Here is a 25,006-nt window from a genome sequence, read left to right on the forward strand (position 1 = left end):
TGTGGATACAAACGCCGTCCTGGACATCGGCCTGCAGGGCCTGCTGATCGCCGCCAAACTCTCCGCCCCGGTGCTGGTCACCGCGCTGGTCGTGGGCTTCGCTGTCTCCTTGGTCCAGTCCATGACCCAGATCCAGGAAATCACGCTGTCCTTCGTGCCCAAGGCCGTGGCCGTGGCCGTGGCATTGCTGGTCTGCGGGCACTGGATGATCTCCGAGATGGTCTCCTTCACCCAGGAAATGTTCGAGAAAATCCCCGGCCTGCTCGGCGGCGGATAATGAACATCCCGCTCGACCAGGCGTGGATCGAGGCCACCATGCTGGCAGGCGTCCGCATGGTGGCTTTCCTGCTGATAGCCCCGCCGTTTTCGTACGGCGCCATCCCGGCCCGGATCAAGGCCATGCTCGGCGTCGGGCTGGCGCTGGCGGTGTCTCCGCGGGTGGTCGATGGGTACGAGCCGCTGAGCACCGCCGGGTTTTTCGGGGCACTGGTGCTGGAGATCCTGGTGGGTGCGCTGCTGGGTTTCCTGGTGTTCATCGTGTTCTCGGCGGTGCAGTCCGCGGGCACGCTGATCGACCTGTTCGGCGGTTTCTCGATGGCGCAGGCGTTCGACCCGCAGGCCATGGTCAACGGCGCGCAGTTCACCCGGCTGTTCCAGATGGCCGCGTTGGCGCTGCTGTTCGCCTCCGACGGCTACCAGTTGATCATCGGCGGGCTGGCGCGCAGCTTCACCGCGCTGCCGTTGGGCGGGGGAGTGGACCTGGCCGAGCCCGTGCAGCTAATGATCACCGGCGTGACCCAGATGTTCCTGGCCGCGGTGCAGATTGCCGGGCCGCTGCTGGTGGTGCTGTTCCTGGCCGACGCCGGTTTGGGCCTGCTCACCCGCGTGGCCCCGGCGCTGAACGCGTTTGCCCTAGGCTTTCCGCTGAAAATCTTCCTGACCCTGATGCTGGGCGGGGTGGTGTTCGTGGCGCTGCCGCGGATTGTTTCGTCGCTGGCCGGCCAAGCCGTGACGGCGCTGACGGGGGTGGGCTAGGTGTCGCAGGAAACCTCCGAAGAACGGACAGAACAAGCCACGCCCAAGCGGATGAAGGATGTCCGCCAAAAGGGCCAGCTCTCCAAGTCCCAGGACCTGACCGCCTGGCTGGGCATCGGCGCTGCGGCTGTGATGCTGCCGATGACCATCGACCGGGCCTCGCAGGCGGGCACCGACCAGATGTTCACCGTCACGCGGATGATCGCGTCGCCGGATCCGGGGCTGGTGGTCAAGGCGCTGGAGGACGGGCTGGGCACCATCATGTACACGCTCACGCCGATGTTCCTGGCCGTGGTGGCCGTGATCATCGCCGGCGCGGCGCTGCAGGGCGGGATCCACTGGAAGAAGTTCAAGCCGGAGACACAACAGTTCAACCTGGTCAACGGGATCAAAAAGGTGTTCGGCATGCAGGCGCTCTGGCAGGGCGTGAAGGCGCTGCTGAAGACCGTGGTGGTAGGACTTGCCCTGTACTTTGTGGTGCAGGGGCTGGTCCCGGTGCTGATGACCGCCGGCGGGCTCTCGGTCACCTCGCTGCTCGACGCCGCCGGTGGCGGCACCGTTGGACTGCTGCAGACCGCAATCATCGCCGGCCTGATCCTGGCCGCGTTGGACGTGATGGTGGTGATCCGGCGCAACCGGAAGAAGACCCGGATGACCAAGAAGGAAGTCCGGGACGAGAACAAGAACTCCGAAGGCGATCCGCTGATCAAGTCGCAGCGGCGCTCGCGGCAGCTGGCGATGAGCCGCAACCGCATGATCGCCGCGGTAGGAGGCTCCGACGTCGTGCTGGTGAACCCGACGCACTACGCGGTGGCGCTGAAGTACGAACCGGGCAAATCCGCGCCGCGTGTGGTGGCCAAGGGTGCCGGACTCATTGCCGCCCGCATCCGCGAGGAAGCGGAGACCACGCACGTGCCGGTGGTGCGCGACGTGCCGCTGGCGCGGGCGCTGCATGCGGCGTGCGAAATCGGGCAGGAAATCCCGCTGGAGCTCTACAACGCGGTGGCCCGCGTGCTGGCCTTCGTGATGAGCCTCAAGGCCCGCGGCAGCTCAGCCAGTGCAGCCGCAGGCGTCCACACCATGGCGGAGCCGGCGATGACCGACGCCGATGCTGCCGCCCACGCTTCAACCCGTCAGGGCCGACGTGCCCTGTCGCTATCGTCCTCACAACCGTCGCCTGGAGGTGACTGATGAACCGCAACCTCTCCAAGCTCGCTGTCCCCATGGGCGTGGTGGGCATCATCCTGCTGCTGGTGGTACCGATCCCGGCCGGGCTGCTGGATGTGCTGATCATCGTGAACATACTGCTGGCGCTGGTGATCCTGCTGACCACCATGTTCGTGAAGAAGCCGCTGGACTTCTCCGTGTTCCCGTCGCTGCTGCTGGTGGCCACGCTGTTCCGGCTGGGCCTGAACGTGGCATCCACCCGACTGGTGCTGGGCGACGGGTACGCCGGGCAGGTGATCGAGGCCTTCGGACATGTGGCCGTGGGCGGTTCGATCATCATCGGCGCGGTGGTGTTCCTGATCCTGGTGGTCATCCAATTTGTGGTGGTCACCAAGGGCGCCGAGCGCGTGGCCGAGGTGGGCGCGCGCTTCACGCTGGACGCGATGCCCGGCAAGCAGATGGCGATCGACGCCGACCTCAACGCCGGCCTGATCACCGACGTGCAGGCCCGCGAACGCCGAGCCGCGGTGTCCGCCGAAGCCGACTTCTACGGCGCGATGGACGGTGCGTCCAAGTTCGTCAAGGGCGACGCGATCGCCGGCATCATCATTATCATCATCAACATCGTCGGCGGCATCGCCATCGGCATGCTCCAGCGCGGCATGCCGCTCGGCGAGTCGGTCAGCACCTACACGTTGCTGACCATCGGCGACGGGCTGGTCACGCAGATCCCGGCGCTGTTGATGGCCGTCTCCACCGGCATGGTCGTCACCCGGTCCAACGCCGATTCGGAAATGGGCTCGGACGCCTCCGACCAGCTGACCCAGTCCCGACAGGCGCTGATGATCGCCGGCGGCGCGGCCATTCTGCTGGCCCTGATCCCCGGCATGCCCAAGATCCCGTTCATCCTGGTAGGCGCGTTCCTGATCTTCATGGCGCAACGGCTCAAGGCATCGGAGGCGGCCAAAGCCAAGGACGACGACGCCGCTGCCGCCGAAGCGGGTCCGGCGGCTCCCGCTTCGGAGACTACCGAGGACCTGATCGAGCAGATGCGGGTGCATGCGCTGGAGATCCAGCTGGCCCCTGACCTGGTGGACCTGGTCTCCGGCGCATCGGACGACCTGTTGGCCCGGGTACGGGCCTTGCGCCGGAAGATCGCGATGGAACTGGGCATTGTGGTGCCGCCGGTGCGCACCCGCGACAGCATCGACCTGCCCATGTCCACCTACGCGATCCGGATCGCCGGCGTGGAGACGGGCCGCGGCGAGGCACCGGCGGGCAAGGTGCTGGCGCTGGGCGACAACCTGGACTCGCTGCCCGGCATCGCCACGGTGGAACCGGTGTTCGGACTGGCCGGCAAGTGGGTTCCGGCGGAGATGCGGCACAGTGCGGAGATGACCGGAGCGACGGTGATCGACCGGGTCTCGGTCCTGGTGACGCACTTGTCCTCGCTGATCTCGGCCAACGCGGCCCGGCTGCTCACGCGCGAGGACGTGCGTGTGCTGACCGAAGGCGTGAAGTCCGTGAATCCGTCCGCCGTCGACGAACTCACCCCGTCGCTGCTCTCGCTGGCCGAGGTGCAGCGGGTGCTGCAGGGACTGTTGGCGGAGCAGATCCCGATCAACGACCTGCCGCGCATCTACGAAGCGTTGGCGCTCAAGGCCAAGTCGTCCACCGATCCGGAGGGGCTGATCGAGGCCGCCCGGCAGGCACTGGGGCCGGCCCTGACCGCGCAGTACCTGGACGGGCAACTGCTGCGGGTCATCATGATCGATCCCACGCTGGAGCAGTCCATGCTGGAGGGCATGCGGCCGTCCGAACTGGGTACGCAGATCCTGCTCTCGGCCGACCGGACCGAAGCCGTGCTGGCCTCGTTGCGGGATGCCCTGGAGAAAGTGGAAGCCAACGGGCTTACCGCCGTGCTGGTCTGCGCACCCGCGCTCCGCCCGGCCATCCGGCGGCTCGTCTCGGCACAGGCCGGGGGACTTCCGGTACTGTCCTACCAGGAGGTCACCTCCGCCAATGTGAAGATCGAGACCGTGGGGGTAGTGCGTGTCGGCCAGACGGCTGCAGCTTAAAGGCGCTTCCCTTCAGGAACTCAAAGCCCAGGTCCTGGCCGAGCACGGACCCGACGCGAAAATCGTCGCCGCCGAGAAAGTCACCGTCGGCGGCATCCGCGGCTTCTTCGCCCGCGAGCACTACGAAGTCACCGTGGAACTGCCTGCCCCGTCCATGCGCGGTCAGCATGCGCTGGACCCGAAGGCCCGCGCCGGCATCGCCGCACTGCTGGCGGACGCCGAGCGCGCCGAATCGCGGTTGCACGGCTCCCGGTTGGGCAAGGCGCCTGAACTGCACGTGTCCACACACACGGACCAGTTCGCGGTCATTATGGACAATCTGACGTTCAACACCGCCCGGCCCACCCGGCTACCCAAAGGCGCCAAGCTGGAGGAGTCGGGGCCCGACGAGGCCGCGCAGACAGCAGCCCGGCCGGAAGCTGGCCATTCGGCCTCTGGCGCCGAGCCGGCACGCGCCGAGACCGCTCCGGCAAGGCCCGGATTTGGGCGGCGACGGACCGACTCGAAATTAAGCGTCGAAGCCGCCTCGGAATCCGCGGCAGCCGTTATCGGCCAGGAACCGGCGGCGCTCGCCGACGAACCGCCGGACGCCGTGCAGGGCACCGTCGTCGTCAGCGGCATGGAGCACGCCGGAGGAACGGGGGAACCGGACGAGGCGCAACAGCCTGCGGGTCCGGGATCGGCGGCCGCGCCGGTCATTCCGTCGCCGCTCTACGGGCCCGGGGATCTGGTGCTGTTGATCGGCCAAGGCGGCAATGCCTTGGAGGCGGCACATTCCATGGCCGCCGCCGCGCCTGCCGTCAACGGCGCGCCGTCAGAGGCTGCCGATTGGATCTCCAGCGGCGGGAATATGGTCAGGATGGCCGGTGCCCACGCCGCCGATGTCCGGCGCCCGGTGCAAGACCGCAACAGCGCCATCGGGGCCCGCGCCCGCGGAGTGGAAAGGGGGCAGAGCGTGTTCGTGGCGTTCGGCTTGGGCCAGACGCTCACGCCGACCCTGGAGATGCTCGCGATCCTGCCGGCCCTGGGAGCGGACCAAATTTGGCTTGCCGTGGACGCCGGGCGCAAGTCCGAGGACACGGATCGCTGGGTGCAAGCCGTGCAGCGTGTTGTTGTTCCCGACGGACTGGCCGTGACCGGAAGCAGGCACACCAGCACCCCGAAGACCGTCAACACCTTGGGCATTCCTGTCGGCTGGGTGGACGGGGAGCCGTCCGAGGCCGCCCGGCTCTGACATTGGTGGGTTGTCGGTGGAAGCCGGGGCTCCGGTACAAGCGGGCCGGGATTCTGCTTAATTGTTTGACCAAGCCCTATGCGTTACGCCGTGGCCCGGCGGATCCGTAATTTACCTGCGATAGAGTTGACGGGTGCTGGTGCTGACACGTAAACCCGGAGAGCGGATCCTGATCGGTGACGACATTGTCATCACCGTGCTGGATGCCCGCCGCGACGGCGTCCGCCTCGGCATCGAGGCCCCGCGGGGCGTGAAAATCCAGCGCGATGAAGTGGTCCAGGCCGTCAGCGAAGCCAATGTGGCTGCCGCGCAGAGCGGACCGGAGGCCGAAGAGCGCATCAAGGCTCTGCTGGGCCTGAACGTTGCCGGCACCAACGAATCCAGCGGGAACTGACCTCCGAGTCAGCGGGCCAACGGCCGTTTTTGCGTTCGCCGGCATCGCCGCAGTCAGCACGGATATCACCTGCGGACATCGACCCGCGGACGCCGGCCACGCCCAGAATGGCAGTGTGCTCCGACCGTTGACGAGCAGTTCCGCGGGTCGCACCCGGGGCGGGGCGCCGCCGTCGTCATGGTCTTTTTTGACCTAACCCGGCGCGGCAGGATATTCTAAATCGTCGTTGTGCGTGTCCAACCTCGATACGCTATGTCCGTGAGACGGCCCGGTTGCAGGGCCAACCTGATCCACGGAAATAGCCGAGGCACTCTGGGCCACTGGTTAGATTTCAGTCCTCACCTGAAGTTCCGGTAGCGCATCACCAACTTTGCGCGTGCGTTCTGCGAAGAATGCGCCGCTACCTTAGAACACCAAACGAAGGCAAAAACCGTGCGTACGTACACTCCGAAGCCCGGCGATATCAACCGCCAGTGGCACGTCATTGACGCCACCGACGTTGTCCTCGGTCGTCTTGCCAGCCAGACCGCAACACTGCTGCGCGGAAAGCACAAGCCGACCTTTGCTCCTCACATGGACATGGGCGATTTCGTCATCATCATCAACGCAGAGAAGGTTGCCCTGACCGGCGCCAAGCTCGAACAGAAGCGTGCCTACCGCCACTCCGGTTTCCCGGGTGGCCTGTCCTCCGTCAACTACGCCGAACTGCTGGAAAAGAACCCGGTGCGCGCAGTTGAGAAGGCCATCAGGGGCATGCTGCCGAAGAACTCCCTGGCTGCCCAGCAGCTGTCTAAGCTGAAGGTCTACAAGGGTGCCGAGCACCCGCACGCTGCCCAGCAGCCGAAGACGTTCGAAATCACCCAGGTCGCCCAGTAGCGCCGGCCACCACTAGAAACTTAATTCAAGGAGAATCGTGGCTGAAGAGCTGAACACTGCTGCTGAGGGCGAAACCCTCACCAGCTACACCTCGGAATCATCCGAGGTCACCGAGACCGCCAAGAAGGAACGCCCGGCCCTGACCGTCGGCGGAGGTGCCGTGGGTCGCCGCAAGCAGGCTATCGCCCGCGTGCGCCTGGTTCCGGGTTCCGGCAACTGGACCATCAACGACCGGGAACTGGCGAACTACTTCCCGAACAAGCTGCACCAGCAGGAAGTGAACGATCCGTTCAAGATCCTGGACCTGGAAGGCGCTTACGACGTCATCGCCCGCATCCACGGCGGCGGCCCCTCCGGCCAGGCCGGCGCGCTGCGCCTGGGTGTTGCCCGTGCGCTGAACGAGATCGACCGCGAGAACAACCGCCCGACGCTGAAGAAGGCCGGTTTCCTGACCCGCGACGCCCGTATCATCGAGCGCAAGAAGGCCGGCCTCAAGAAGGCCCGCAAGGCACCCCAGTACTCGAAGCGCTAAACCGCTTCGGAAGTCTGTGCTTCCACCGCGAGGCCCCGCAGCATCTGCTGTGGGGCCTCGCGGCCGTTTAAGCCGCCACGCGCCGCGCCGGCATCCGGGATCATCCAGCGCCCGCTCCCGCGCGGCGGGCACCGGGCCGGAGGCCGGTCGCGTGACCGTCGACACGCTGTGAACCGTCTTGGCGGAACCCTGCCGTAAAATGATTCGCAATGTCTAGATTATTTGGTACCGACGGAGTCCGCGGCCTGGCCAACGGGTTGATCACTGCAGAGCTTGCGCTGGAAGTTGCGCAGGCCGCCGCAGTGGTCCTTGGCCACCGGCAAGTTGAGGACGGCAAGCGCCCGACGGCGGTGATCGCCCGCGATCCGCGCGCCAGTGGCGAGTTCATCAGCTCTGCCGTGGAGGCTGGTCTGGCCAGTTGCGGTGTGGACGTCTATGACGCCGGGGTGCTGCCCACGCCCGCCGCTGCCTACCTGGTCGGGGACCTGAACGCGGACTTCGGGGTGATGATCTCCGCCTCGCACAACCCGGCTCCGGACAACGGCATCAAGTTCTTCGCCCGCGGCGGTCACAAGCTGCCCGACGAGGTTGAGGACGCGATCGAGCAGGAAATGTCCAAGCCGCGTCTGCGGCCTACGGGCGCAGACGTCGGACGGATCCAGCGTTTCTCCGACGCCGAAGACCGTTACATCCTGCACCTGCTGCAGACCCTGCCCGTCCGGCTCGAGGGCCTGAAGGTTGTCCTCGACTGCGCCCACGGTGCCGCCAGCGGCTGCTCTCCGGAAGTCTTCCGCGCCGCCGGTGCCGACATTGTGGTGATGGGCGCCGAGCCTGACGGCTTGAACATCAACGACGGCGTGGGCTCCACCCACTTGGAGAAGCTGCAGGCCGCCGTCGTCGAGCATGGCGCAGACCTTGGTATTGCCCACGACGGCGATGCCGACCGCTGCCTGGCCGTGGACGAGCGCGGTGAGGTGATCGACGGCGACCAGATCATGACGATCCTGGCACTCGCCCTGCGTGATGCGGGACGGCTTAAGGATGACGTCCTGGTGGCCACGGTCATGAGCAACCTCGGCATGAAGCTGGCGCTGCAGGAGGCCGGCATCCGGATCGAGGAAACCGCGGTGGGCGACCGTTACGTGCTGGAGAACATGCGCGCCAACGGCTACTCGCTGGGCGGCGAACAGTCCGGCCACGTCATCTTCTCGGACTATGCCACCACCGGCGACGGCGTGTTGACCGGCCTGCAGTTGGCTGCACAGCTGGCCAAGACGGGCAAGCCGCTGTCCGAGTTGTCCCGGCTGATGGTGCGGCTGCCCCAAGTCCTGATTAACGTCAAGGATGTGGACAAGAGCGCCGTCAAGACCAACCAGGCGCTCCAATCTGCCGTCGAGGCTGCCTCTGCGCGACTGGGCAAGACCGGCCGGGTGCTGCTGCGGCCGTCCGGCACCGAGCCCGTGGTCCGCGTGATGGTGGAGGCCGCCGACATGGTGACCGCTCAGGCCACCGCCGAGGAGCTGGCCCAGACGGTGAAGCAGCACCTGTCACTGGAGCCGGCCGACGTCGACTAGCCCCGGCGCCGACTAGGCCCGACGTCGACCAACCCCGGCGCACCGACTGAGGTCAGCGCCGGGGGTTGACCACTACAACTTCGTAGCTGTCGGCCGTCGGCGGGATGCCGGTGTCGAACTTGGCGTTCACCACGGCCAGCTTGTTGCCAATCAGCGCTGCGGTGGTGGGCGTCTGGAAGGCATCGCTGTTGATGACGGACCGGACCGTCCCTGACGCCAGCTTGTGGTCCAGCTTGATCTTGCTGATCTGGTTGTCGGTATTCTGTACGGCCCAGAGCCAACGGCCCTTCAGCTCCAGCCCGTCGACATTGGTGACCTTGACACCGGAGACCTTGCGGCTGGCGCCGGTCCGCGGATCGACCGTGTACAGGGCCCCGTTGGCCGTATGCGCCACGATCAGCTTCCGCCCATGGTCCGCTGCCACGATGCCGTTGAGGTTGAAGTCCCCGCTCAGCTCTGCGGCAGGCCCGCGAAGCTGCAGCGCCTTGGGCTTACCGAGCTGCCCGTGATCGCCGACCGGCAGGAAATACAGTTCGTCGTCAAATGAGTTAGTGAACCAGGCGCCGCCACGGCCAAGCGTCACGTCGTTGATGAATGAATGGGCTGGGTCGTTCAGTTGGAAATCGGCAACCGGCTTCCCGGTCCGGGTGTCGTATACATAGGCCTTGCCGGTGGGGCCGCCGGCTACGAAGAGCAGGTTCCGGTGCGTATCCGCAGCCATGCCGAGGGCGAACCGTCCCTTCGGCGCGTCGATGAACTTTTCGGCCGTGCCGCGGCGCAGGTCGCCGCGGAAAATGTCGCCGGCGTACAAGTCGCCGGCATAGAACGTGCTGCCGCGGCCCGCGGCAATTCCCTCGGCGGACGTGGCATCAGGCAGGTCGATGATTCGGTCCGTCCGCCCGGACGATGAACGGTGGTTGTCGGACACCTGGGGACCGGCAGAAGCCGGCAGACCGGTCAATAGGAGCGCGAAGGACGTCAACAAAGCGGCGGTCAGCTTGGCGAACAGGGAAAGGGGCGAATGATGTCGCATGGAGATTCACCTGATTCTTGGGATATGGCTTCGGGAGGAGTCCACCGGCGGCCTGCCGGCGGCGATGCTCAGAGCGTACGCCGACCGAGCCAAAACGTCAGGCCCTCCCCGCAGTGGTACGGGACGGGCCTGACGATGTTTTTGCGGCGGTTTGCCGTGCTTGGCCGCTACCTGCGGTTGCCAGCCTGCAACGCGTCGCGGATCTCGGTCAGCAGCACGATCTGCGGATCCAGGGCGTCTTCTTCCTCCGTGATCCCCAGGCGGCGGTTACGCCGCTCGATCATGTGGTTCATCGGGGCCACGACCACAAAGTAAATCGCGGCGGCAACGAGCAGGAAGTTCACAATGGCGGTCAACAGGACGCCGAAAGCGACCTCATTGCCGTTGAAGTTCCAGAGCAGGAAGCTGTCGAAGTTGGGCGATCCCACCAGACCGGCGATGAACGGCATGAGGACGCTATTGACCAGCGCATTAACCACCAGGGCGAAAGCTCCGCCGATAACGACGGCGACGGCAAAGTCAACGACGTTGCCCTTCATGATGAATTCTTTGAATCCCTTTAACATGCGGCCAATGTATCGCTGATCCGCGGAGGAGCAGGGAACTAAAGAGGAGTTTCCTCCGAAGACATCATGAATATCCGGGCGCACCGGGCAGCCCGAAGTATTCTTCGAGCGAGTTGATGTTTCGTTGTGCCATCTTCCCGGCCACCTTTTTGCCTACGTAACGCAGGTGCCACGGTTCAGGCGAATACCCGGTCACATCTTCTTCCCCGGGCGAGTACCGGATGATGAACCCGAACCGCACGGCATTGTTGGCGAGCCAGATCCCGGCAGCGGTGTCGGCGAAGCACTGCTGCAGATTGCACGCACCTGTGCTGTCGCCGACGTCCATGGACAGTCCGGTCTGGTGCTCGGAGTAGCCGGGGCGTGCCGAAATCATGTCTGCGGCGGCCTCGCTTCCGTGCTGGCGGACCCAGTGGTTGTAGGTGTCCACCTGGGTGGCATAGGAACGGAATCCGCTGACCATGACCATCGGTGCGCCGTCGGCCGCGGCAGCGCTGAACATCTTCTCGGTGGCGTCTGCCACGGCATCGCGCAACAAGGCAGACTCGCCGCCGGTCCCAATGCTCACCGCCGGCCGGCGCAGGTCGCCGGGGTGGTAGTCCAGCGGGACCAGCGGCCGGAGCTTGTTAACGACGACGCCGATGCTCGCCGGATTGGTGTGGTCCTCCCGGGCGCGGGGCGCCTTATCGTCCTTCTTCTTCGCAGCCTTCGGGCTCTGCGACGGAACCGGCAGGGAAGTGGCGTCCTCTGATGGATCGGGTGCGGCCGCCGTCGTGCTGGGAGAGGGGCTGGAATCTTCCGCCGGAACGCAACCGGTGAGCAGGGCCAGCACGGCGGCCAGGCCTGCGGCGAGCACCGGAGCCCTCAGAGCTGTCATATCAGGTTTTCCGCAGCAGCATCCTGCGGATCGAGTGGTCCGCATCCTTCGTGAGCACCAGCTGTGCCCGGCCGCGTGTCGGCAGCACGTTCTCCCTCAGGTTCGGTTCATTGATCCGGCGCCAGATGCCCAGCGCCGTCTCGGTGGCCTCGTCGTCGGTGAGCGAGGCGTAACGGTGGAAATAGGATTCCGGATTGGCGAAGGACGTCCGCCGCAGCTTGTGGAAGCGGTTGACGTACCACTGCTCAATATAGGGCGTCTTGGCGTCCACATAAACGGAGAAGTCGAAGAAATCGCTCAGGGCCAGCCCGGTCCGTCCGTCCGCCCGCGGGCGCGCAGGGGCCAACACGTTCAGCCCCTCAACAATCAGGACATCCGGGCGGTGGACCACCACTTCCTTGTCCGGCACGATGTCGTAGGTCAGATGCGAGTACCAGGGCGCCCGCACTTCTTCGGCGCCGGACTTGACCTCGGACACGAACCGCAGCAGCGCCCGCTGGTCGTAGGACTCGGGGAAGCCCTTGCGTTCCATCAGGCCGCGCCGCGCCAGCTCCGCATTCGGGTAGAGAAACCCGTCCGTGGTGATCAGTTCAACGTTCGGGGTGTCCGGCCAGCGGCGCAGCATCTCGCGCAGCACGCGTGCCGTGGTGGACTTTCCAACGGCGACCGATCCGGCCACGCCGATCACGAACGGCGTGCGGCGGGTGGTCTCGCCCAGGAACGTGGTGGTGGCTTTGTGCAGCTCGCCGGCCGCGCCCACATACAGGTTGAGCAGGCGGGAGAGCGGCAGGTAGACCTCGCGGACCTCATCCAGGTTCAGGGCATCGCCCAGGCCGCGGAGCCGCTCAATATCGTCCTGGTCAAGGGGCTGTTCAATCTCGTTGGACAGCCGGGACCAGGTCTGCCGGTCCAGCTCAACGTATGGTGTGAAATTACTCTCACCGCTTGACGCCGTCGTCTTCGGTGTCGCATCAGTCACCTATGAATTGTGCCTGCTGCGGGTTTCAAATCCCAAAAGGCGCGCGACGGCGGCGCGCCGGGTTACGCCGTCAGCTCGCCGCCCGCGGGCTGCGGGTTCGACGGAGGCTTGGGGCGGACAGGGACAAGAAGACAAGCTGTCAGCAGCCGGCCGGCGGGCAGGTACCCTTAACCCCATGTGTGGAATCGTAGGATATGTTGGCCGCCGCGACGGCGGGGCCGGAGTCAGCGTTGCTGATCACAGCGCCCTGGATGTTGTTCTCGAGGGACTTCGCCGCCTTGAATACCGCGGCTACGATTCCGCGGGAGTGGCGGTCATCTCCGACGCCGGTATCGAATCGCGGAAGAAGTCGGGCAAGCTCAGCAACCTGCTGGACGAACTCGAGGCCGACCCGCTGCCCGAATCGCTGACCGGCATCGGCCACACCCGCTGGGCAACGCACGGCGGACCCACCGACCTGAACGCGCACCCGCATCTGGCCGACGACGACCAGCTCGCCGTGATCCACAACGGCATCATCGAGAACTTCGCCGAACTTCGTGCGTCCCTTTTGGCCAAGGGCTACACGCTGCGCTCGGAGACTGACACCGAAGTAGCCGCAGTCCTTCTCGGCGACGTCTACCGTTCGCTGGTGGCCAAGGACCCTGCCACCGCCACTTTGGCCAAAGCCATGCAGCTCGCCTGCCAGCGGCTGGAGGGCGCCTTCACCCTGCTGGCCATCCACAAAGACCAGCCCGACGTCGTCGTCGCTGCCCGCCGCAACTCGCCGCTGGTCGTCGGACTGGGCGAGGGCGAGAATTTCCTAGGCTCCGACGTTTCCGGTTTCATCGACTTCACCCGCCGCGCCGTGGAGTTGGAGCAGGACCAGATCGTCACCATCACTCCCGACTCTTACGAGATCACCGACTTCCACGGCAATGCCGCCCAGGGAACCGAGTTCAAGGTCGATTGGGATGCCGCTGCCGCGGAGAAGGGTGGCTACCCGTCCTTCATGGAGAAGGAAATCCACGACCAGCCGGAGGCCGTCGGCCAAACCCTGCTCGGCCGGTCCGACCTGGACGGCCGCCTTACCCTGGACGAGCTGCGGATCGATCCGCAGCTGCTCAAGACGGTCAGCAAGATCATCGTGCTGGCTTGCGGCACGTCGGCCTACGCCGGCCAGGTGGCGAAGTACGCGATCGAGCACTGGTGCCGGATTCCGGTGGAGGTGGAGCTTTCGCATGAGTTCCGCTACCGCGACCCGATCGTGGATGCCAACACGCTGATTGTGGCCATCTCCCAGTCCGGTGAAACGATGGACACCCTGATGGCGGTCCGCTATGCCAAGGAGCAGGGCGCCAAGGTACTGGCCATCTGCAACACCAACGGTTCAACCATCCCGCGTGAGGCCGATGCGGTGCTCTACACGCACGCCGGCCCGGAAATCGCCGTCGCCTCGACGAAGGCCTTCCTGGCGCAGATCACCGCAGCGTACCTGCTGGGCCTCTACCTGGCGCAGCTTCGCGGCAATAAGTTCCAGGGCGAGATCAGGGACATCCTGGCCGATCTGGGCAAGATCCCGGCCAAGATCCAGAAGGTGCTGGACAACGCCCAGGACATCAAGGACCTGGCTGTCCGCATGGCGGACACCAAATCGGTGCTGTTCCTCGGCCGCCACGTTGGCTTCCCCGTTGCCATGGAGGGCGCGCTGAAGCTGAAGGAACTGGCCTACATCCACGCCGAAGGCTTCGCCGCCGGCGAGCTCAAGCACGGACCGATCGCCCTCATCGAGGACGGCCAGCCGGTCTTCGTGGTGGTGCCCTCACCGCGTGGGCGCAATTCGCTGCACGCCAAAGTGGTCTCCAACATCCAGGAGATCCGGGCCCGCGGCGCCAAGACCATCGTCATCGCAGAAGAGGGCGACGAGGCGGTCAAGGACTTCGCGGAGTTCGTCTTCTTTGTGCCGGAGACGCCCACCCTGCTGGCCCCGCTGCTGACCACGGTTCCGCTGCAGATCTTCGCCTGCGCATTGGCGACGGCCAAAGGCTTCGACGTCGACCAGCCGCGCAACCTGGCCAAGAGCGTCACCGTCGAATAAAAGGCACCAGGCAAGCATGGCCACACGCCTCCTCTTTGCAGCGCCCCGATCCCCGTACAACCGGATCGGGGACTGCTCCGTTCCCCAACGCCGGGTGCGAGCGGGCCGGGCAGCGCTGCGGTTGCGAGTGCGGCTGCTGTCGGTGCCACCGGTGCGGTGCACGCTCCGATCCAGTCCGGAGCCAGCGCTGGCGCCCAGGTGCGCCCGCTCGCCGTGGGCCGTGCGGGCCGGAGCCGGGAAATGATTGTTGGCATCGGCGTGGACGTGGTGGAAGTTTCCAGATTCCGCCGGCAGTTGCAGCGCACTCCGGCCTTGCTCGAGCGGCTTTTCACCCCTGCCGAGCGTGAGCTCAACGCCAGGTCACTGGCTGCCCGCTTTGCCGCCAAGGAAGCGATCGCCAAGGCACTGGGCGCTCCCGCGGGAATGAACTGGCAGGACTGCACCATCTGCGTCGACGCAGGGGGAGACCCCTATCCGGAATTCACCGGCACCGTTGCCGCGGCGGCGAAGGCCAGGGGCGTGAAGTACTGGCATCTGTCCATGAGCCACGACGGCGATCTGGCCACGGCCATGGTGGTGGCTGAGAAGTAGCGGTTAGCCGCCCGCCACCCGGTAGTGCAGGTAAACCACTCCATTGCCGAAGTGCCTCTCGTCCAGCAGCTTGAGGTTCACTTTCACGTCTTCCGCCAGGAAGCGCTTCCCGCCACCGACCACGATTGGCGAGACGAAGAACTGGCATTCATCGACCAGACCTGCCGTGAAAGCGTGGCTGGCCAGGTCCGGTCCGCTGATGCTCAGGTCTTCTGCCGCCTCGTTTTTCATCCGGCGGACGGCCTCCGGATCAAACTCCCGCTCGATTCGGGTGCGGGCGCTGGAGGCCTTTTCCAGGGTCCGGGAATAGACCACCTTGTCCTTCCGCAGCCACGACGCTGCGAACTCGCGTTCGACCGGCGGGACGTCGCCGCCGGTCGGCACGGTTTCCCAGAACATCATCACCTCATACATCCGGCGACCAAGAAGATACGTTCCGACACGATCCTCCAGTTCATTCACGAACGAATGAACTTCGTCGTCGGGCATGCTCCAGTCAAAGTTGCCGTTCTGGTCGGCGATGTAGCCGTCCAGGGACATGATGGCCGAATACAGCAGTTTTGCCACGATGACTCCTGAGCTGAACGGGAGGACGGGGAGCGTTGTCCCATTGTTGCCGACCTTGTCCGTCAGGGGAACGGCTTCTGTCCTCGCCGGCGCAGCGGATCCGGGCCTATTCCGCGACGGCAGCGCGATGTATCCTGCTGGCACTGGCAGCAGGCCATGATCGAAGGAGAATGAGCCGCGACAGCACCGGACCAGTACGCAAGCGTCCGCTACCTGGTGGACGATGTGGGGGCGGCCGTCGACTTTTACACTAAGAATTTCGGCTTCACCGTTAATCGGCAATTTTCCGGCTTTGCCGACGTGACGCGCTGCCCGCTGCGGCTGTTGCTCTCCGGGCCACCCAGTTCGGGGGCCCGCGCCACGCCGGCGGAGTATGCGGCCGCGGGACGCAACCGCATCCACCTCATCGTCGAGGACTTGGACGCAGAAATCGGCCGGCTGCGCGGTGCAGGGCTGCAGTTCCGCAGCGACGTGGTGGAAGGCCCCGGCGGCCGGCAGATATTGCTCACCGACCCGGCCGGCAATTTAGTGGAGCTGTTCCAACCCGCCCAGCAGGCAACCCAGTAACAGCGGCCGCCCTCAGCCGCCGGCCAGGCTTTTGACGTACGCGTAGGCCTCGTCGGCGGCGCTGCGCCACAGTTGCTCGGTGGCCGGCGCGTCGTTGGCCACCGCCGGGAAGGCCACCCATTCCTTCATTGTCCGCCGTCCCATGGTGACAGGTTCTGCCGCACCGGAAGCAACGGCAGTTTTGGCGCGCTGCCGTGGAACCTTGACGATCAGGCGGTGGCCGTGGCCGAGGAACGCGAAGATCTTTCCACCGACCCTCAGGCCAGGACTGCGGAACATGGTGCCGCTTTCGACCAGCGGGTCCTCGGAAAAGCGGCGGGCTAGAGACTCGAGCAGGACCAGGTCCTGATCGCCGTCCGACCGGGGCGGTTTCGTCACAACGTCCTCTTAGGCTCGAATGAAGATGGCGGAGGCTGCGGCGGATTCGACCATCAGGTCGCTCAGGCCGACCACCACGTACCAATAGGTGTGTCCCCGAACCGCGCCCGTGTCCACGAACCGCTCCGGGTTGCCGCGCCGCCGGTGCACCCGCCGGAGCGCTCCGGCCTGAGAGGGGATCACGGCAGCAACGGCGCCGTTGGATTCCCAACGGTAGATGGCATAGTGCCGCGGCAGCGTCCCGCTGGCGGCGCCCCGCCAGATGAGTTCGATGGCGGTGCCGTTCCATCGCGCGCTGCTGATCAGCGGTGCGTAGGGACGCTGGGCGCCCAGCTGGGACATCACCGGAGTCATCGCCACCCGCCGGTAGAACTTGTCCTTCACCAGACCAATGCTGTTCAGCCGGTTGGACCGGACGGAGGTGGCGGAGAAATAGACCTGCCCGCTGACCCCTGAGGTTGTCCGGCACTTCGCGGTGTGGTTGTAGAGCTCCCGTGGCTTCTGCCAAGCGGCTCCCTGGGCAGCGTCTCCCACTTTGTAGGCTCCCTCACCGATGTAGAGCTTGCAGTTGGTGCCCTTGACCTGTGCCGCCCACCAACTCACCAGCGTGTTGTAGTCCGCGGCCGCGTTGCCTTGGTGCCAGTACAGCTGCGGGACCACATAGTCGATCCAGCCTTGCTTCACCCAGAGACGGGAATCGGCGAACGTGGCGTCAAAACTTTGCACGCCGGAGGTGGCCGAACCCCGGCTGTCGGTCGACTTGTTGCGCCAGATACCGAACGGGCTGATGCCGAACAGCATCCGCGGCTTCGTGGCGAAGATCTTGGCGCTCAGGTCGCGGACGAAGGTATTGACGCTGCGCCTGCGGAAATCGGCCAGGCTCTCGCCTGCCCGCCGGTACGTGTTGTAGGCGGCCGAGTCCGGGATGCTCTGCCCCGCGACCGGGTAGGGATAGAAATAGTCGTCCAGGTGGATGCCATCGACGTCGTACTTCGCCACGACTTCCGCGATCACCTTGATGATGAAGCTGCGCACGGCGGGGATGCCGGGGTTGTAGTAGCGCCGGCCTCCGAAAGCGAAGGTCCAGCTGGGATTCTTACGGGCTGGATGCCAGGAAATCAGGTCGGCCAGGTTGGTTGTCATGGAGACGCGGAACGGGTTGAACCACGCGTGCAAGTGGAGGTTCCTCGCATGTGCCTGGCTGATCGCGTAGGCCAGGGGATCGTAACCCGGGTTCCGTCCCTGTGTGCCGGTCAGGTAGCGGGACCAAGGCTCTCCCGCAGTCGAGGGCCAAAAGACGTCGGCGGCCGGGCGGACCTGCAGCATGACGGCATTCAGGTTCCGATTGCGGGCCAGATCCAACCAGCCGAGCAGTTCAGCCTGCTGGGCCGCCGCCGTCAGGCCGGGGCGGGACGGCCAATCGATGTTGAGCACGGTGGAGAGCCAGAAGCCGCGGAACTCGTGCTTGGGCATATCCGTGACCCGGGCCGGTTCCCGGGCGGTGACGCGGTAGACCCTATTAATGACCGCCGCCGCCAAGCTCAGCTCGAGGGGGCCTCCGGGGCCGCCGACGGTGACAGCCCGGGAAAGACTGCCGCTGAGCAGGCCTGCCGCGCCGAGCACGGTCAGGGCCGTCGCCGCGGTGAACTGGCGCCGGGAGACGACGCCGCTGGATCCCGAATCGCCGCCAGTCATGGCCAGCCCCCGCTTCACGAGAACCTGATAGTAGGTCAACGATACGCTTGCTCTGACCCGGTCGACAGTAGTACCAGCCATTGTGTAGGTCCGGTGGCGCCAGCGTGTCTGAACGGGCGCCTCAGGCAAGAGTTGCCAGGGCAATTCAGCGGACCCAAGACACGGCGGATTCCGCGTGGAGCCGGGCTCCGCCGTCGTTATCTGGCCCTTGGGACGGAGCACCCGGGATGTCCAATGTCCCTGCCATGGGGTAAGAAAGGATCAGGGGATCCCCATCGACGATCAGGAGTTGCGCATGGAAGTTTGGCCGGGAGACGCCTACCCGCTGGGGGCAACCTACGACGGTAACGGCACCAATTTTGCCGTCTTCAGCGAAGCAGCGGATGCCGTGTTCCTGTGCCTGTTCGACGACGACGGCGCCGAAACGCGGATCGAACTCAAAGACGTCGACGGCTACGTGTGGCACGGCTATCTGCCCCAAATCCAGCCGGGGCAGAAGTACGGTTTCCGGGTGGAGGGGCCCTACGATCCCGGCCAGGGGCTGCGCTGCAACGTGAACAAGCTTTTGCTGGACCCCTATGCGAAGGCCGTCAGCGGCCAGATCGACTGGGCCCAGCCGCTGTTCGGCTACAACTTCGGCGACGAGGACTCCCGCAACGACGAAGACTCGGCGGAGCACATGATGCTCGGCGTCGTGGTCAATCCGTTCTTCGACTGGGACGGCGACCGCAAGCCGCGCACGCCGTACCACCGCTCGGTGATCTACGAGGCCCACGTCAAGGGCCTGACCCAACTGCATCCGGAGATCCCGGAAGAACAGCGCGGCACCTACGCCGGCATCGCGCATCCGGCGGTGATCGGGCACCTGCAGAAGCTGGGAATCACCGCGATCGAGCTGATGCCCGTCCACCAATTCGTCAACGACAGCACGCTGCAGGACAAGGGGCTGTCCAACTACTGGGGCTACAACACCATCGGCTTTTTCGCGCCGCAGAATACCTACTGCTCCTCCGGTGATACGGGCCAGCAGGTGCAGGAATTCAAGGCGATGGTCCGGGAACTGCACCTGGCCGGCATTGAGGTGATCCTCGACGTCGTGTACAACCACACGGCAGAAGGCAACCACTTGGGCCCGACGCTGTCCTTCCGCGGGCTGGACAACGGGGCGTACTACCGGCTGGTGGAGGACCAGCCGCAGTACTACATGGACTACACCGGCACGGGCAACTCGCTGAACGTGCGCCACCCCCACTCGCTGCAGCTGCTGATGGACTCGCTGCGCTACTGGGCGTCGGAGATGCACGTGGATGGATTCCGCTTCGACCTTGCCTCCACGTTGGCCCGCGAGTTCTACGATGTGGACCGGCTGTCGACGTTCTTCGAAATGGTGCAGCAGGACCCCATCGTGTCCCAGACCAAACTGATCGCCGAGCCGTGGGATATCGGTCCGGGCGGGTACCAGGTGGGCAACTTCCCGCCGCTGTGGACCGAGTGGAACGGCCTGTACCGGGATACCGTCCGCGACTTCTGGCGGGGCGAACCCTCCACGCTGGGCGAGTTCGCCTCCCGCATCACCGGTTCGTCCGATCTCTACGAGGCCACCGGCAGGCGTCCCGTCGCCTCCATCAACTTCATCACCGCCCACGACGGCTTCACCATGCGGGACCTGGTGTCCTACAACGAGAAACACAATCAGGCCAACGGCGAAGACAATAACGACGGCGAATCGCACAACCGCTCGTGGAACTGCGGGGTCGAAGGCCCAACCGATGACCCGGCGGTCCTGACCCTGCGCGCCCGCCAGCAGCGGAACTTCCTGACCACCCTGCTGCTGAGCCAGGGCGTGCCGATGATCGCCCACGGCGACGAGCTGGGCCGCACCCAGCAGGGCAACAACAACGTGTACTGCCAGGACTCGGAACTGTCCTGGGTGGACTGGAACAATGTGGACCAGCCGCTGCTCGAGTTCGTGGCCGCCATCAACCGGCTGCGGGCCGAGCATCCGACCTTCCGGCGGCGGCTGTTCTTCGACGGGAAGCCCGTCCGCCGCGGCGAGGGCGAACCGCTGAGCGACGCCGTGTGGCTGACCCCGGAGGGAACTCCGATGGAACCCGAGGACTGGGACGAGGCCCTCGGACGGTGCATCGGCGTCTTCCTCAACGGGCACGGCATCCGCGGTCGCGACGACCGCGGGCAGCGGATTACGGACGAGCATTTCCTGGTGTATTTCAACGCCGACGACGACGATGTGCCGTTCGTGCTGCCGCCGCGGGAATATGCGCCGGCGTGGGACGTCATCATCAACACCGCCGGCGGCGAGGCCCCGACCGGGCCGCTGAAGGCCGGGGAGACCGCGCCGGTGGCGGCGAAGTCCACGATGGTGCTGCGGGCCCACTCGGCGCCGGAAGAAGAACCGGACCATTCCGTGGCGGCCTCGGTGGCGGCCATGTCCGAGGCGGAGCGGCCGGCGGAATCCGTGCAGGCTGCGGAATCCGAGGAAGCTCCGGAACCCCAGTCGGCCGCGGCGTCAGGGCAGGCTCCGGAACCCGAGGACGCTGCGGCGTCGGGCCCCGCGCAGCAACCGGACTCTGCCCCTGCGCCGGAGTCGGCCGCTGAATCCACCTCGAAGCCGGCCGCCAGGGGCAAGAAGGGGAAGCAGGAAGGATGAGGGCCCCGGCGTCGACCTACAGATTGCAGATCAGGGAATCGCTCACGCTGTATGACGCGGCAGACCTGGTGCCGTACCTGCACAACCTCGGCGTCGACTGGGTCTATCTGTCGCCCTTGCTCACCGCGGAACCGGGATCCGATCACGGCTACGACGTGGTGGACTTCGGCGCGGTGGATCCGGCCAGAGGCGGGATCGACGGGCTGCGCGCGCTCTCGGCGGCCGCGCGGAAAGCCGGGCTGGGCGTCTTAGTGGACATCGTCCCGAACCACATGGGCGTGGGGACGCCGGCCAATAACCGCTGGTGGTGGTCGCTGCTGGCCGAGGGCCGCGGGTCACGTTATGTCGAAGCGTTCGACATCGACTGGGACGCCGGCGGCGGAAAGATCCGCATTCCCGTGCTGGGCGACGGCGACGCGGAACTGGATGCGCTGGAGTTGACCGGCGGCGAGCTGCGCTACTACGAGAACAGGTTCCCCGTCGCCGCGGGGACGGCCGACGACGGTGCCACCGCCCGGGAAGTCCACGAGCGCCAGCACTACCAGTTGGTGAACTGGCGGCGGGCCGACGCGGAGCTCAACTATCGCCGGTTCTTCGGCGTGAACTCCTTGGCCGGCGTCCGGGTGGAGGTGCCGTGGGTCTTCGATGAATCCCACGCCGAGATCAAACGCTGGTTCGACGAAGGCCTGATTGACGGGCTGCGCGTGGATCATCCGGACGGGCTGGCGGACCCGAAGGGTTACCTGCAGAGGCTGCAGGAGCTGACCGGCGGCGCCTACGTGCTGGTGGAGAAAATCCTGGAGCCGGGGGAGACGCTGCCGGCCGACTGGGCCTGCGCGGGAACCACCGGGTACGACGCGCTGGCGGAGGTAGACCGGCTGCTGGTGGATCCTGACGGGCGGGAGCGCCTGACCGACGCGGCGCCCGTCCAGCCCTACCAGCACATGATCCATGACACCAAACGGGGAATCGCCGACGGGATCCTGCGCTCCGAGGTGCTGCGCCTGGCGCGGCTGGTCCCGGCCGGCGCCGGTGTGGACTTCGACGTCGCCGCGGATGCGCTCGCGGAACTGCTGAGCTGCTTTCCGGTGTACCGAAGTTACCTGCCGGTCGGTGCGGAGTATCTGGCGGAAGCCGGAATCGCGGCCCAGGCCCGCCGTCCGGACCTGGCCGAAGCCGTCACCACCTTGTTGCCGCTGCTGCAGCCGAAGGGCGTGCTGACCGAGCTGGCGGCGCGCTTCCAGCAGACCTCCGGCATGGTGATGGCCAAGGGCGTGGAAGACACTGCGTTCTACCGGTACTCGCGGCTGACGTCGTTGAACGAGGTGGGCGCCGACCCGTCCATCTTCGCGGTGGAGCCGTTCGAGCTGCACACCCGGCTGATCCGCCGGCAGCAGGAGGCGCCGCTGGCGATGACCACGCTCTCCACGCACGACACGAAACGCAGCGAGGACACCCGCGCCCGCATCTCCGTGCTCGCCGAACTGGCGGACCAATGGCCGGGGCGGCTGGCTGAGCTGGACCGACTGGCTCCGTTCGGAGACCTGCCGTTCGCTGACCTGCTGTGGCAGGCGGCGCTGGGAGCGTGGCCGTTCAGCCGGGAACGTGCGCATGCCTACGCGGAGAAGGCGGCCCGCGAAGCCGGCAACAGCACGTCGTGGATCGACCCCAATGCCGATTTCGAAAAGCAACTGCATGCCGCCGTGGACGCGGCCTTCGACGACCCGCAGGTGAACCGGCTGCTGGTCGGACTGGTGGAGGAAACTGTGGCTTTCGGCCGGAGCAACTCGCTGTCCGCCAAGCTCATCCAGCTGACCATGCCCGGAGTGCCCGACGTCTACCAGGGCACGGAATTCTGGGACCACTCGCTGGTGGATCCGGACAACCGCCGGCGGGTGGACTTCCAAGCCCGGCGCGCCGCGCTCGAGAATCTGGGCCGGGACGGGACGCCGCCGGTGGACGACGGCGCGGCGGCCAAGATGCTGGTGGTCGCCCGGGCACTGCAGCTGCGCCGGGAGCGGCCAGAGCTGTTCACCGGCTACGAGGCCGTTTCGGTGCAGGGACCCGCCGCCGACCACGCGTTCGGCTTCGACCGCGGCGGCGCAATCACGTTGGCCACCCGGCTGCCGGTACGGCTGCAGCGGGACGGCGGGTGGCGGGACACCGCCGTCGTCATTCCGCCGGGGCAATACCGCGACGTGCTGAGCGGGCGGAGCCACAGCAGCAACGGCGTCCTCCACCTGTCCAGCGTGCTGGCGGATTTGCCGGTGGCGCTGCTGATGCGCGGGAAAGAAGGGGCATGAGGCGGGACTTCGCGGTGTGGGCGCCGCGGGCCGGCACGCTGGAACTACAGGCGGGCACAACGCGGCTGCCGCTGCACGAACCCGACGGCGACGGCTGGTGGCGGCTGCCAGACACCGCTTCCGTGCCCGAGGGGGAGGCCGACTACGGCTACCTGCTGGACGGCGAGGACCGCGCGCTGCCGGATCCGCGGTCGCTCCGCCAGCCGGACGGGGTGCATGGACTGTCCCGGACCTTCGACGCCGGGGCTCATCCGTGGCGGGACCAGGATTGGGTTTCCCCGGGGCTGGGCGGGGTGGTCTACGAACTGCATATCGGCACGTTCACCGCCGAGGGAACGCTGGATGCAGCCGCCGGCAAGCTCGACTATCTGGCCGGACTCGGCGTGGACTACGTGGAGCTGTTGCCGGTCAATGCGTTCAACGGAACACACAACTGGGGCTACGACGGCGTGCTGTGGTTCGCCGTGCAGGAGAGCTACGGCGGGCCGGAAGCCTACCAGCGGTTCGTGGATGCGGCGCACGCCAAGGGCATCGGCGTCATCCAAGACGTGGTCTACAACCATCTGGGTCCCAGCGGAAACTACCTGCCGCGGTTCGGGCCGTACCTGAGCAGCGGCAGCGCCACCACCTGGGGCGATTCCGTCAATCTGGACGGGCCTGGCTCGGACGAGGTGCGCCGCTTCATCACGGACAATGTGCAGATGTGGTTCCGCGACTACCACGTGGACGGGCTGCGGCTGGATGCGGTGCATTCGCTGCGGGACGAGCGGGCCGTCCACATCCTGGAGGAGATCGCGGCGGTGACGGACACCTGCGCGGCGGAGCTGGGCAAGCCGTTGTTCCTGGTCGCCGAGTCGGACCTGAACAACCCGCGGCTCATCGAGTCCCGGGAGTTGAACGGCTACGGCCTGGCCGGGCAGTGGAGCGACGATTTTCACCATGCCGTGCACGTCAACCTCACCGGCGAAACCAGTGGCTACTATGCCGATTTCGCCGGTCTGGGAGCGCTGGAGAAGGTGCTGCGGGACGGGTTCTTCCACGACGGCAGCTATTCCTCGTTCCGGGAACGGCACCACGGCCGTCCGATCAACAAGGAGCGGGTGGCTGCACCGCAACTGGTGGTCTGCACCCAAAACCACGACCAGATCGGCAACCGTGCCGCCGGCGACCGGCTCACCGGCAGCCTCGGCTACGGGCAGCTGGCGCTCGCCGCGGTGCTGAACCTGACCGCGCCGTTCACCCCCATGCTGTTCATGGGCGAAGAGTTCGCCGCGTCGACCCCGTGGCAGTTCTTCACCTCGCACCCCGAGCCGGAGTTGGGCGAAGCGACGTCCGCTGGCCGGCTCAAGGAGTTCGAACGGATGGGCTGGGACCCGCGGGTCGTGCCCGACCCGCAGGACCCGAGCACCTTCCGCAACTCGAAGCTGGACTGGACGGAGCCGGACACCGGCGACCACGCGAGGATGCTGGAGCTGTACCGGCGGCTGATCGCGCTGCGGAAGCAGAATCCCGAGCTAACGGACCCGGACCTCGCGGCGGTGTCGGTGCAGACCGACCCGGACGCCGGATGGCTGATCCTGCACCGTGGCCCGTTGGCCATCTGCTGCAACTTCGCCGCCGAGTCCCGCACCGTCCCGGCCGGGCCGGGGGCGGTGGCGCTGGCCACGGACGACGGCGCTGCGTTCGCCGCCGGGAGCGCCGCCGGCACCGCGGGAGGTGCTTCGCCAGACGGCGCCGGGGCGTTTGCCGGACTGGTTCTGCCCGGGCACTCGGCCGCCATAGTCCGGAGCGGGGCCGCAGGCTAGGATCGGCTCC

At 66.3% G+C, this 25,006-nt stretch carries 22 protein-coding genes; 15 read left to right on the forward strand and 7 right to left on the reverse strand.

The window, feature by feature from the left end:
- Position 1: 1 nt before the first annotated feature.
- The 9 genes from fliQ to glmM all read left to right on the forward strand — a co-directional run bounded on the left by fliQ (position 2) and on the right by glmM (position 8,890).
- Entirely contained in the window at positions 2 to 277 is a 276-nt protein-coding gene (fliQ, locus tag MNQ99_RS05540) for a flagellar biosynthesis protein FliQ (protein ID WP_127511122.1), read from the forward strand.
- Positions 277 to 1,035, forward strand: a complete 759-nt coding sequence (locus MNQ99_RS05545; RefSeq protein ID WP_127511611.1) for a flagellar biosynthetic protein FliR — start codon at positions 277 to 279, stop codon at positions 1,033 to 1,035. Before fliQ ends, MNQ99_RS05545 begins: the two co-directional genes overlap by 1 nt.
- The gene (locus MNQ99_RS05550; protein ID WP_241914715.1) at positions 1,036 to 2,226 is read left to right on the forward strand and encodes an EscU/YscU/HrcU family type III secretion system export apparatus switch protein; all 1,191 of its coding nucleotides are present in this window, start codon (positions 1,036 to 1,038) and stop codon (positions 2,224 to 2,226) included.
- Entirely contained in the window at positions 2,226 to 4,280 is a 2,055-nt protein-coding gene (locus MNQ99_RS05555) for a flagellar biosynthesis protein FlhA (protein ID WP_241914716.1), read from the forward strand. The genes MNQ99_RS05550 and MNQ99_RS05555 overlap by 1 nt, the downstream gene beginning before the upstream one ends.
- Positions 4,255 to 5,514, forward strand: a complete 1,260-nt coding sequence (locus MNQ99_RS05560; RefSeq protein ID WP_241914717.1) for a hypothetical protein — start codon at positions 4,255 to 4,257, stop codon at positions 5,512 to 5,514. The genes MNQ99_RS05555 and MNQ99_RS05560 overlap by 26 nt, the downstream gene beginning before the upstream one ends.
- Before the next feature lie 133 nt (positions 5,515 to 5,647).
- The gene (locus MNQ99_RS05565) at positions 5,648 to 5,908 is read left to right on the forward strand and encodes a carbon storage regulator (protein WP_241914718.1); all 261 of its coding nucleotides are present in this window, start codon (positions 5,648 to 5,650) and stop codon (positions 5,906 to 5,908) included.
- Positions 5,909 to 6,340: 432 nt separating this feature from the next.
- Positions 6,341 to 6,784: a 50S ribosomal protein L13 gene (rplM, locus tag MNQ99_RS05570; RefSeq protein ID WP_127511127.1), complete on the forward strand. Its 444-nt coding sequence runs from the start codon at positions 6,341 to 6,343 to the stop codon at positions 6,782 to 6,784.
- A 37-nt stretch (positions 6,785 to 6,821) separates the two neighbouring features.
- Positions 6,822 to 7,316, forward strand: coding sequence for a 30S ribosomal protein S9 (rpsI, locus tag MNQ99_RS05575; RefSeq protein ID WP_241914719.1), 495 nt, complete (start codon positions 6,822 to 6,824; stop codon positions 7,314 to 7,316).
- A gap of 209 nt (positions 7,317 to 7,525) precedes the next feature.
- Positions 7,526 to 8,890 carry a phosphoglucosamine mutase gene (glmM, locus tag MNQ99_RS05580; protein WP_241914720.1) on the forward strand — a complete coding sequence of 455 codons (1,365 nt, stop codon included), beginning with the start codon at positions 7,526 to 7,528 and terminating at the stop codon, positions 8,888 to 8,890.
- 52 nt (positions 8,891 to 8,942) lie between these two features.
- Here the strand turns inward: glmM and MNQ99_RS05585 are convergent, their stop codons facing one another.
- The 4 genes from MNQ99_RS05585 to coaA all read right to left on the reverse strand — a co-directional run bounded on the left by MNQ99_RS05585 (position 8,943) and on the right by coaA (position 12,345).
- Positions 8,943 to 9,923: an SMP-30/gluconolactonase/LRE family protein gene (locus MNQ99_RS05585; protein WP_241914721.1), complete on the reverse strand. Its 981-nt coding sequence runs from the start codon at positions 9,921 to 9,923 to the stop codon at positions 8,943 to 8,945.
- Positions 9,924 to 10,090: 167 nt separating this feature from the next.
- Positions 10,091 to 10,489 carry a large conductance mechanosensitive channel protein MscL gene (gene mscL, locus MNQ99_RS05590; RefSeq protein WP_241914722.1) on the reverse strand — a complete coding sequence of 133 codons (399 nt, stop codon included), beginning with the start codon at positions 10,487 to 10,489 and terminating at the stop codon, positions 10,091 to 10,093.
- Positions 10,490 to 10,553: 64 nt separating this feature from the next.
- Positions 10,554 to 11,366: a M15 family metallopeptidase gene (locus MNQ99_RS05595; RefSeq protein ID WP_241914723.1), complete on the reverse strand. Its 813-nt coding sequence runs from the start codon at positions 11,364 to 11,366 to the stop codon at positions 10,554 to 10,556.
- Position 11,367: 1 nt separating this feature from the next.
- Positions 11,368 to 12,345 carry a type I pantothenate kinase gene (coaA, locus tag MNQ99_RS05600; RefSeq protein ID WP_241914724.1) on the reverse strand — a complete coding sequence of 326 codons (978 nt, stop codon included), beginning with the start codon at positions 12,343 to 12,345 and terminating at the stop codon, positions 11,368 to 11,370.
- 175 nt (positions 12,346 to 12,520) lie between these two features.
- On the opposite strand from coaA, the gene glmS reads away from it, so the two are divergent.
- Positions 12,521 to 14,422 carry a glutamine--fructose-6-phosphate transaminase (isomerizing) gene (gene glmS, locus MNQ99_RS05605; RefSeq protein ID WP_241914725.1) on the forward strand — a complete coding sequence of 634 codons (1,902 nt, stop codon included), beginning with the start codon at positions 12,521 to 12,523 and terminating at the stop codon, positions 14,420 to 14,422.
- 240 nt (positions 14,423 to 14,662) lie between these two features.
- The gene (locus MNQ99_RS05610; RefSeq protein WP_127511134.1) at positions 14,663 to 15,013 is read left to right on the forward strand and encodes a holo-ACP synthase; all 351 of its coding nucleotides are present in this window, start codon (positions 14,663 to 14,665) and stop codon (positions 15,011 to 15,013) included.
- Positions 15,014 to 15,016: 3 nt separating this feature from the next.
- Here the strand turns inward: MNQ99_RS05610 and MNQ99_RS05615 are convergent, their stop codons facing one another.
- On the reverse strand, positions 15,017 to 15,580 hold the full coding sequence (locus MNQ99_RS05615) for a dihydrofolate reductase family protein (protein ID WP_241914726.1): 564 nt from the start codon (positions 15,578 to 15,580) through the stop codon (positions 15,017 to 15,019).
- 216 nt (positions 15,581 to 15,796) lie between these two features.
- Between MNQ99_RS05615 and MNQ99_RS05620 the strand changes: the two genes are divergently transcribed.
- A complete protein-coding gene (locus tag MNQ99_RS05620; RefSeq protein ID WP_241914727.1) occupies positions 15,797 to 16,147 on the forward strand; it encodes a VOC family protein in 351 nt (116 codons plus the stop codon).
- Positions 16,148 to 16,159: 12 nt separating this feature from the next.
- Here the strand turns inward: MNQ99_RS05620 and MNQ99_RS05625 are convergent, their stop codons facing one another.
- Positions 16,160 to 16,525, reverse strand: coding sequence for a TfoX/Sxy family protein (locus MNQ99_RS05625; protein ID WP_127511137.1), 366 nt, complete (start codon positions 16,523 to 16,525; stop codon positions 16,160 to 16,162).
- Positions 16,526 to 16,534: 9 nt separating this feature from the next.
- Complete coding sequence (locus MNQ99_RS05630; protein ID WP_241914728.1) at positions 16,535 to 18,220, reverse strand: glycoside hydrolase family 10-like protein; 1,686 nt, start codon at positions 18,218 to 18,220, stop codon at positions 16,535 to 16,537.
- 295 nt (positions 18,221 to 18,515) lie between these two features.
- Here MNQ99_RS05630 and glgX point away from each other — a divergent pair, with 295 nt between their 5' ends.
- Genes glgX through treZ form a run of 3 tightly spaced genes read left to right on the forward strand, consistent with a single transcriptional unit; the run spans position 18,516 to position 24,996 of the window.
- Entirely contained in the window at positions 18,516 to 20,888 is a 2,373-nt protein-coding gene (glgX, locus tag MNQ99_RS05635) for a glycogen debranching protein GlgX (RefSeq protein ID WP_127511139.1), read from the forward strand.
- Positions 20,885 to 23,191 carry a malto-oligosyltrehalose synthase gene (gene treY / locus MNQ99_RS05640; RefSeq protein ID WP_241914729.1) on the forward strand — a complete coding sequence of 769 codons (2,307 nt, stop codon included), beginning with the start codon at positions 20,885 to 20,887 and terminating at the stop codon, positions 23,189 to 23,191. The genes glgX and treY overlap by 4 nt, the downstream gene beginning before the upstream one ends.
- Complete coding sequence (treZ, locus tag MNQ99_RS05645; protein ID WP_241914730.1) at positions 23,188 to 24,996, forward strand: malto-oligosyltrehalose trehalohydrolase; 1,809 nt, start codon at positions 23,188 to 23,190, stop codon at positions 24,994 to 24,996. Before treY ends, treZ begins: the two co-directional genes overlap by 4 nt.
- Positions 24,997 to 25,006 lie beyond the last annotated feature (10 nt).

The sequence above is a fragment of the Arthrobacter sulfonylureivorans genome, from assembly GCF_022637435.1.
In the GTDB taxonomy this organism is placed as follows: domain Bacteria; phylum Actinomycetota; class Actinomycetes; order Actinomycetales; family Micrococcaceae; genus Crystallibacter; species Crystallibacter sulfonylureivorans.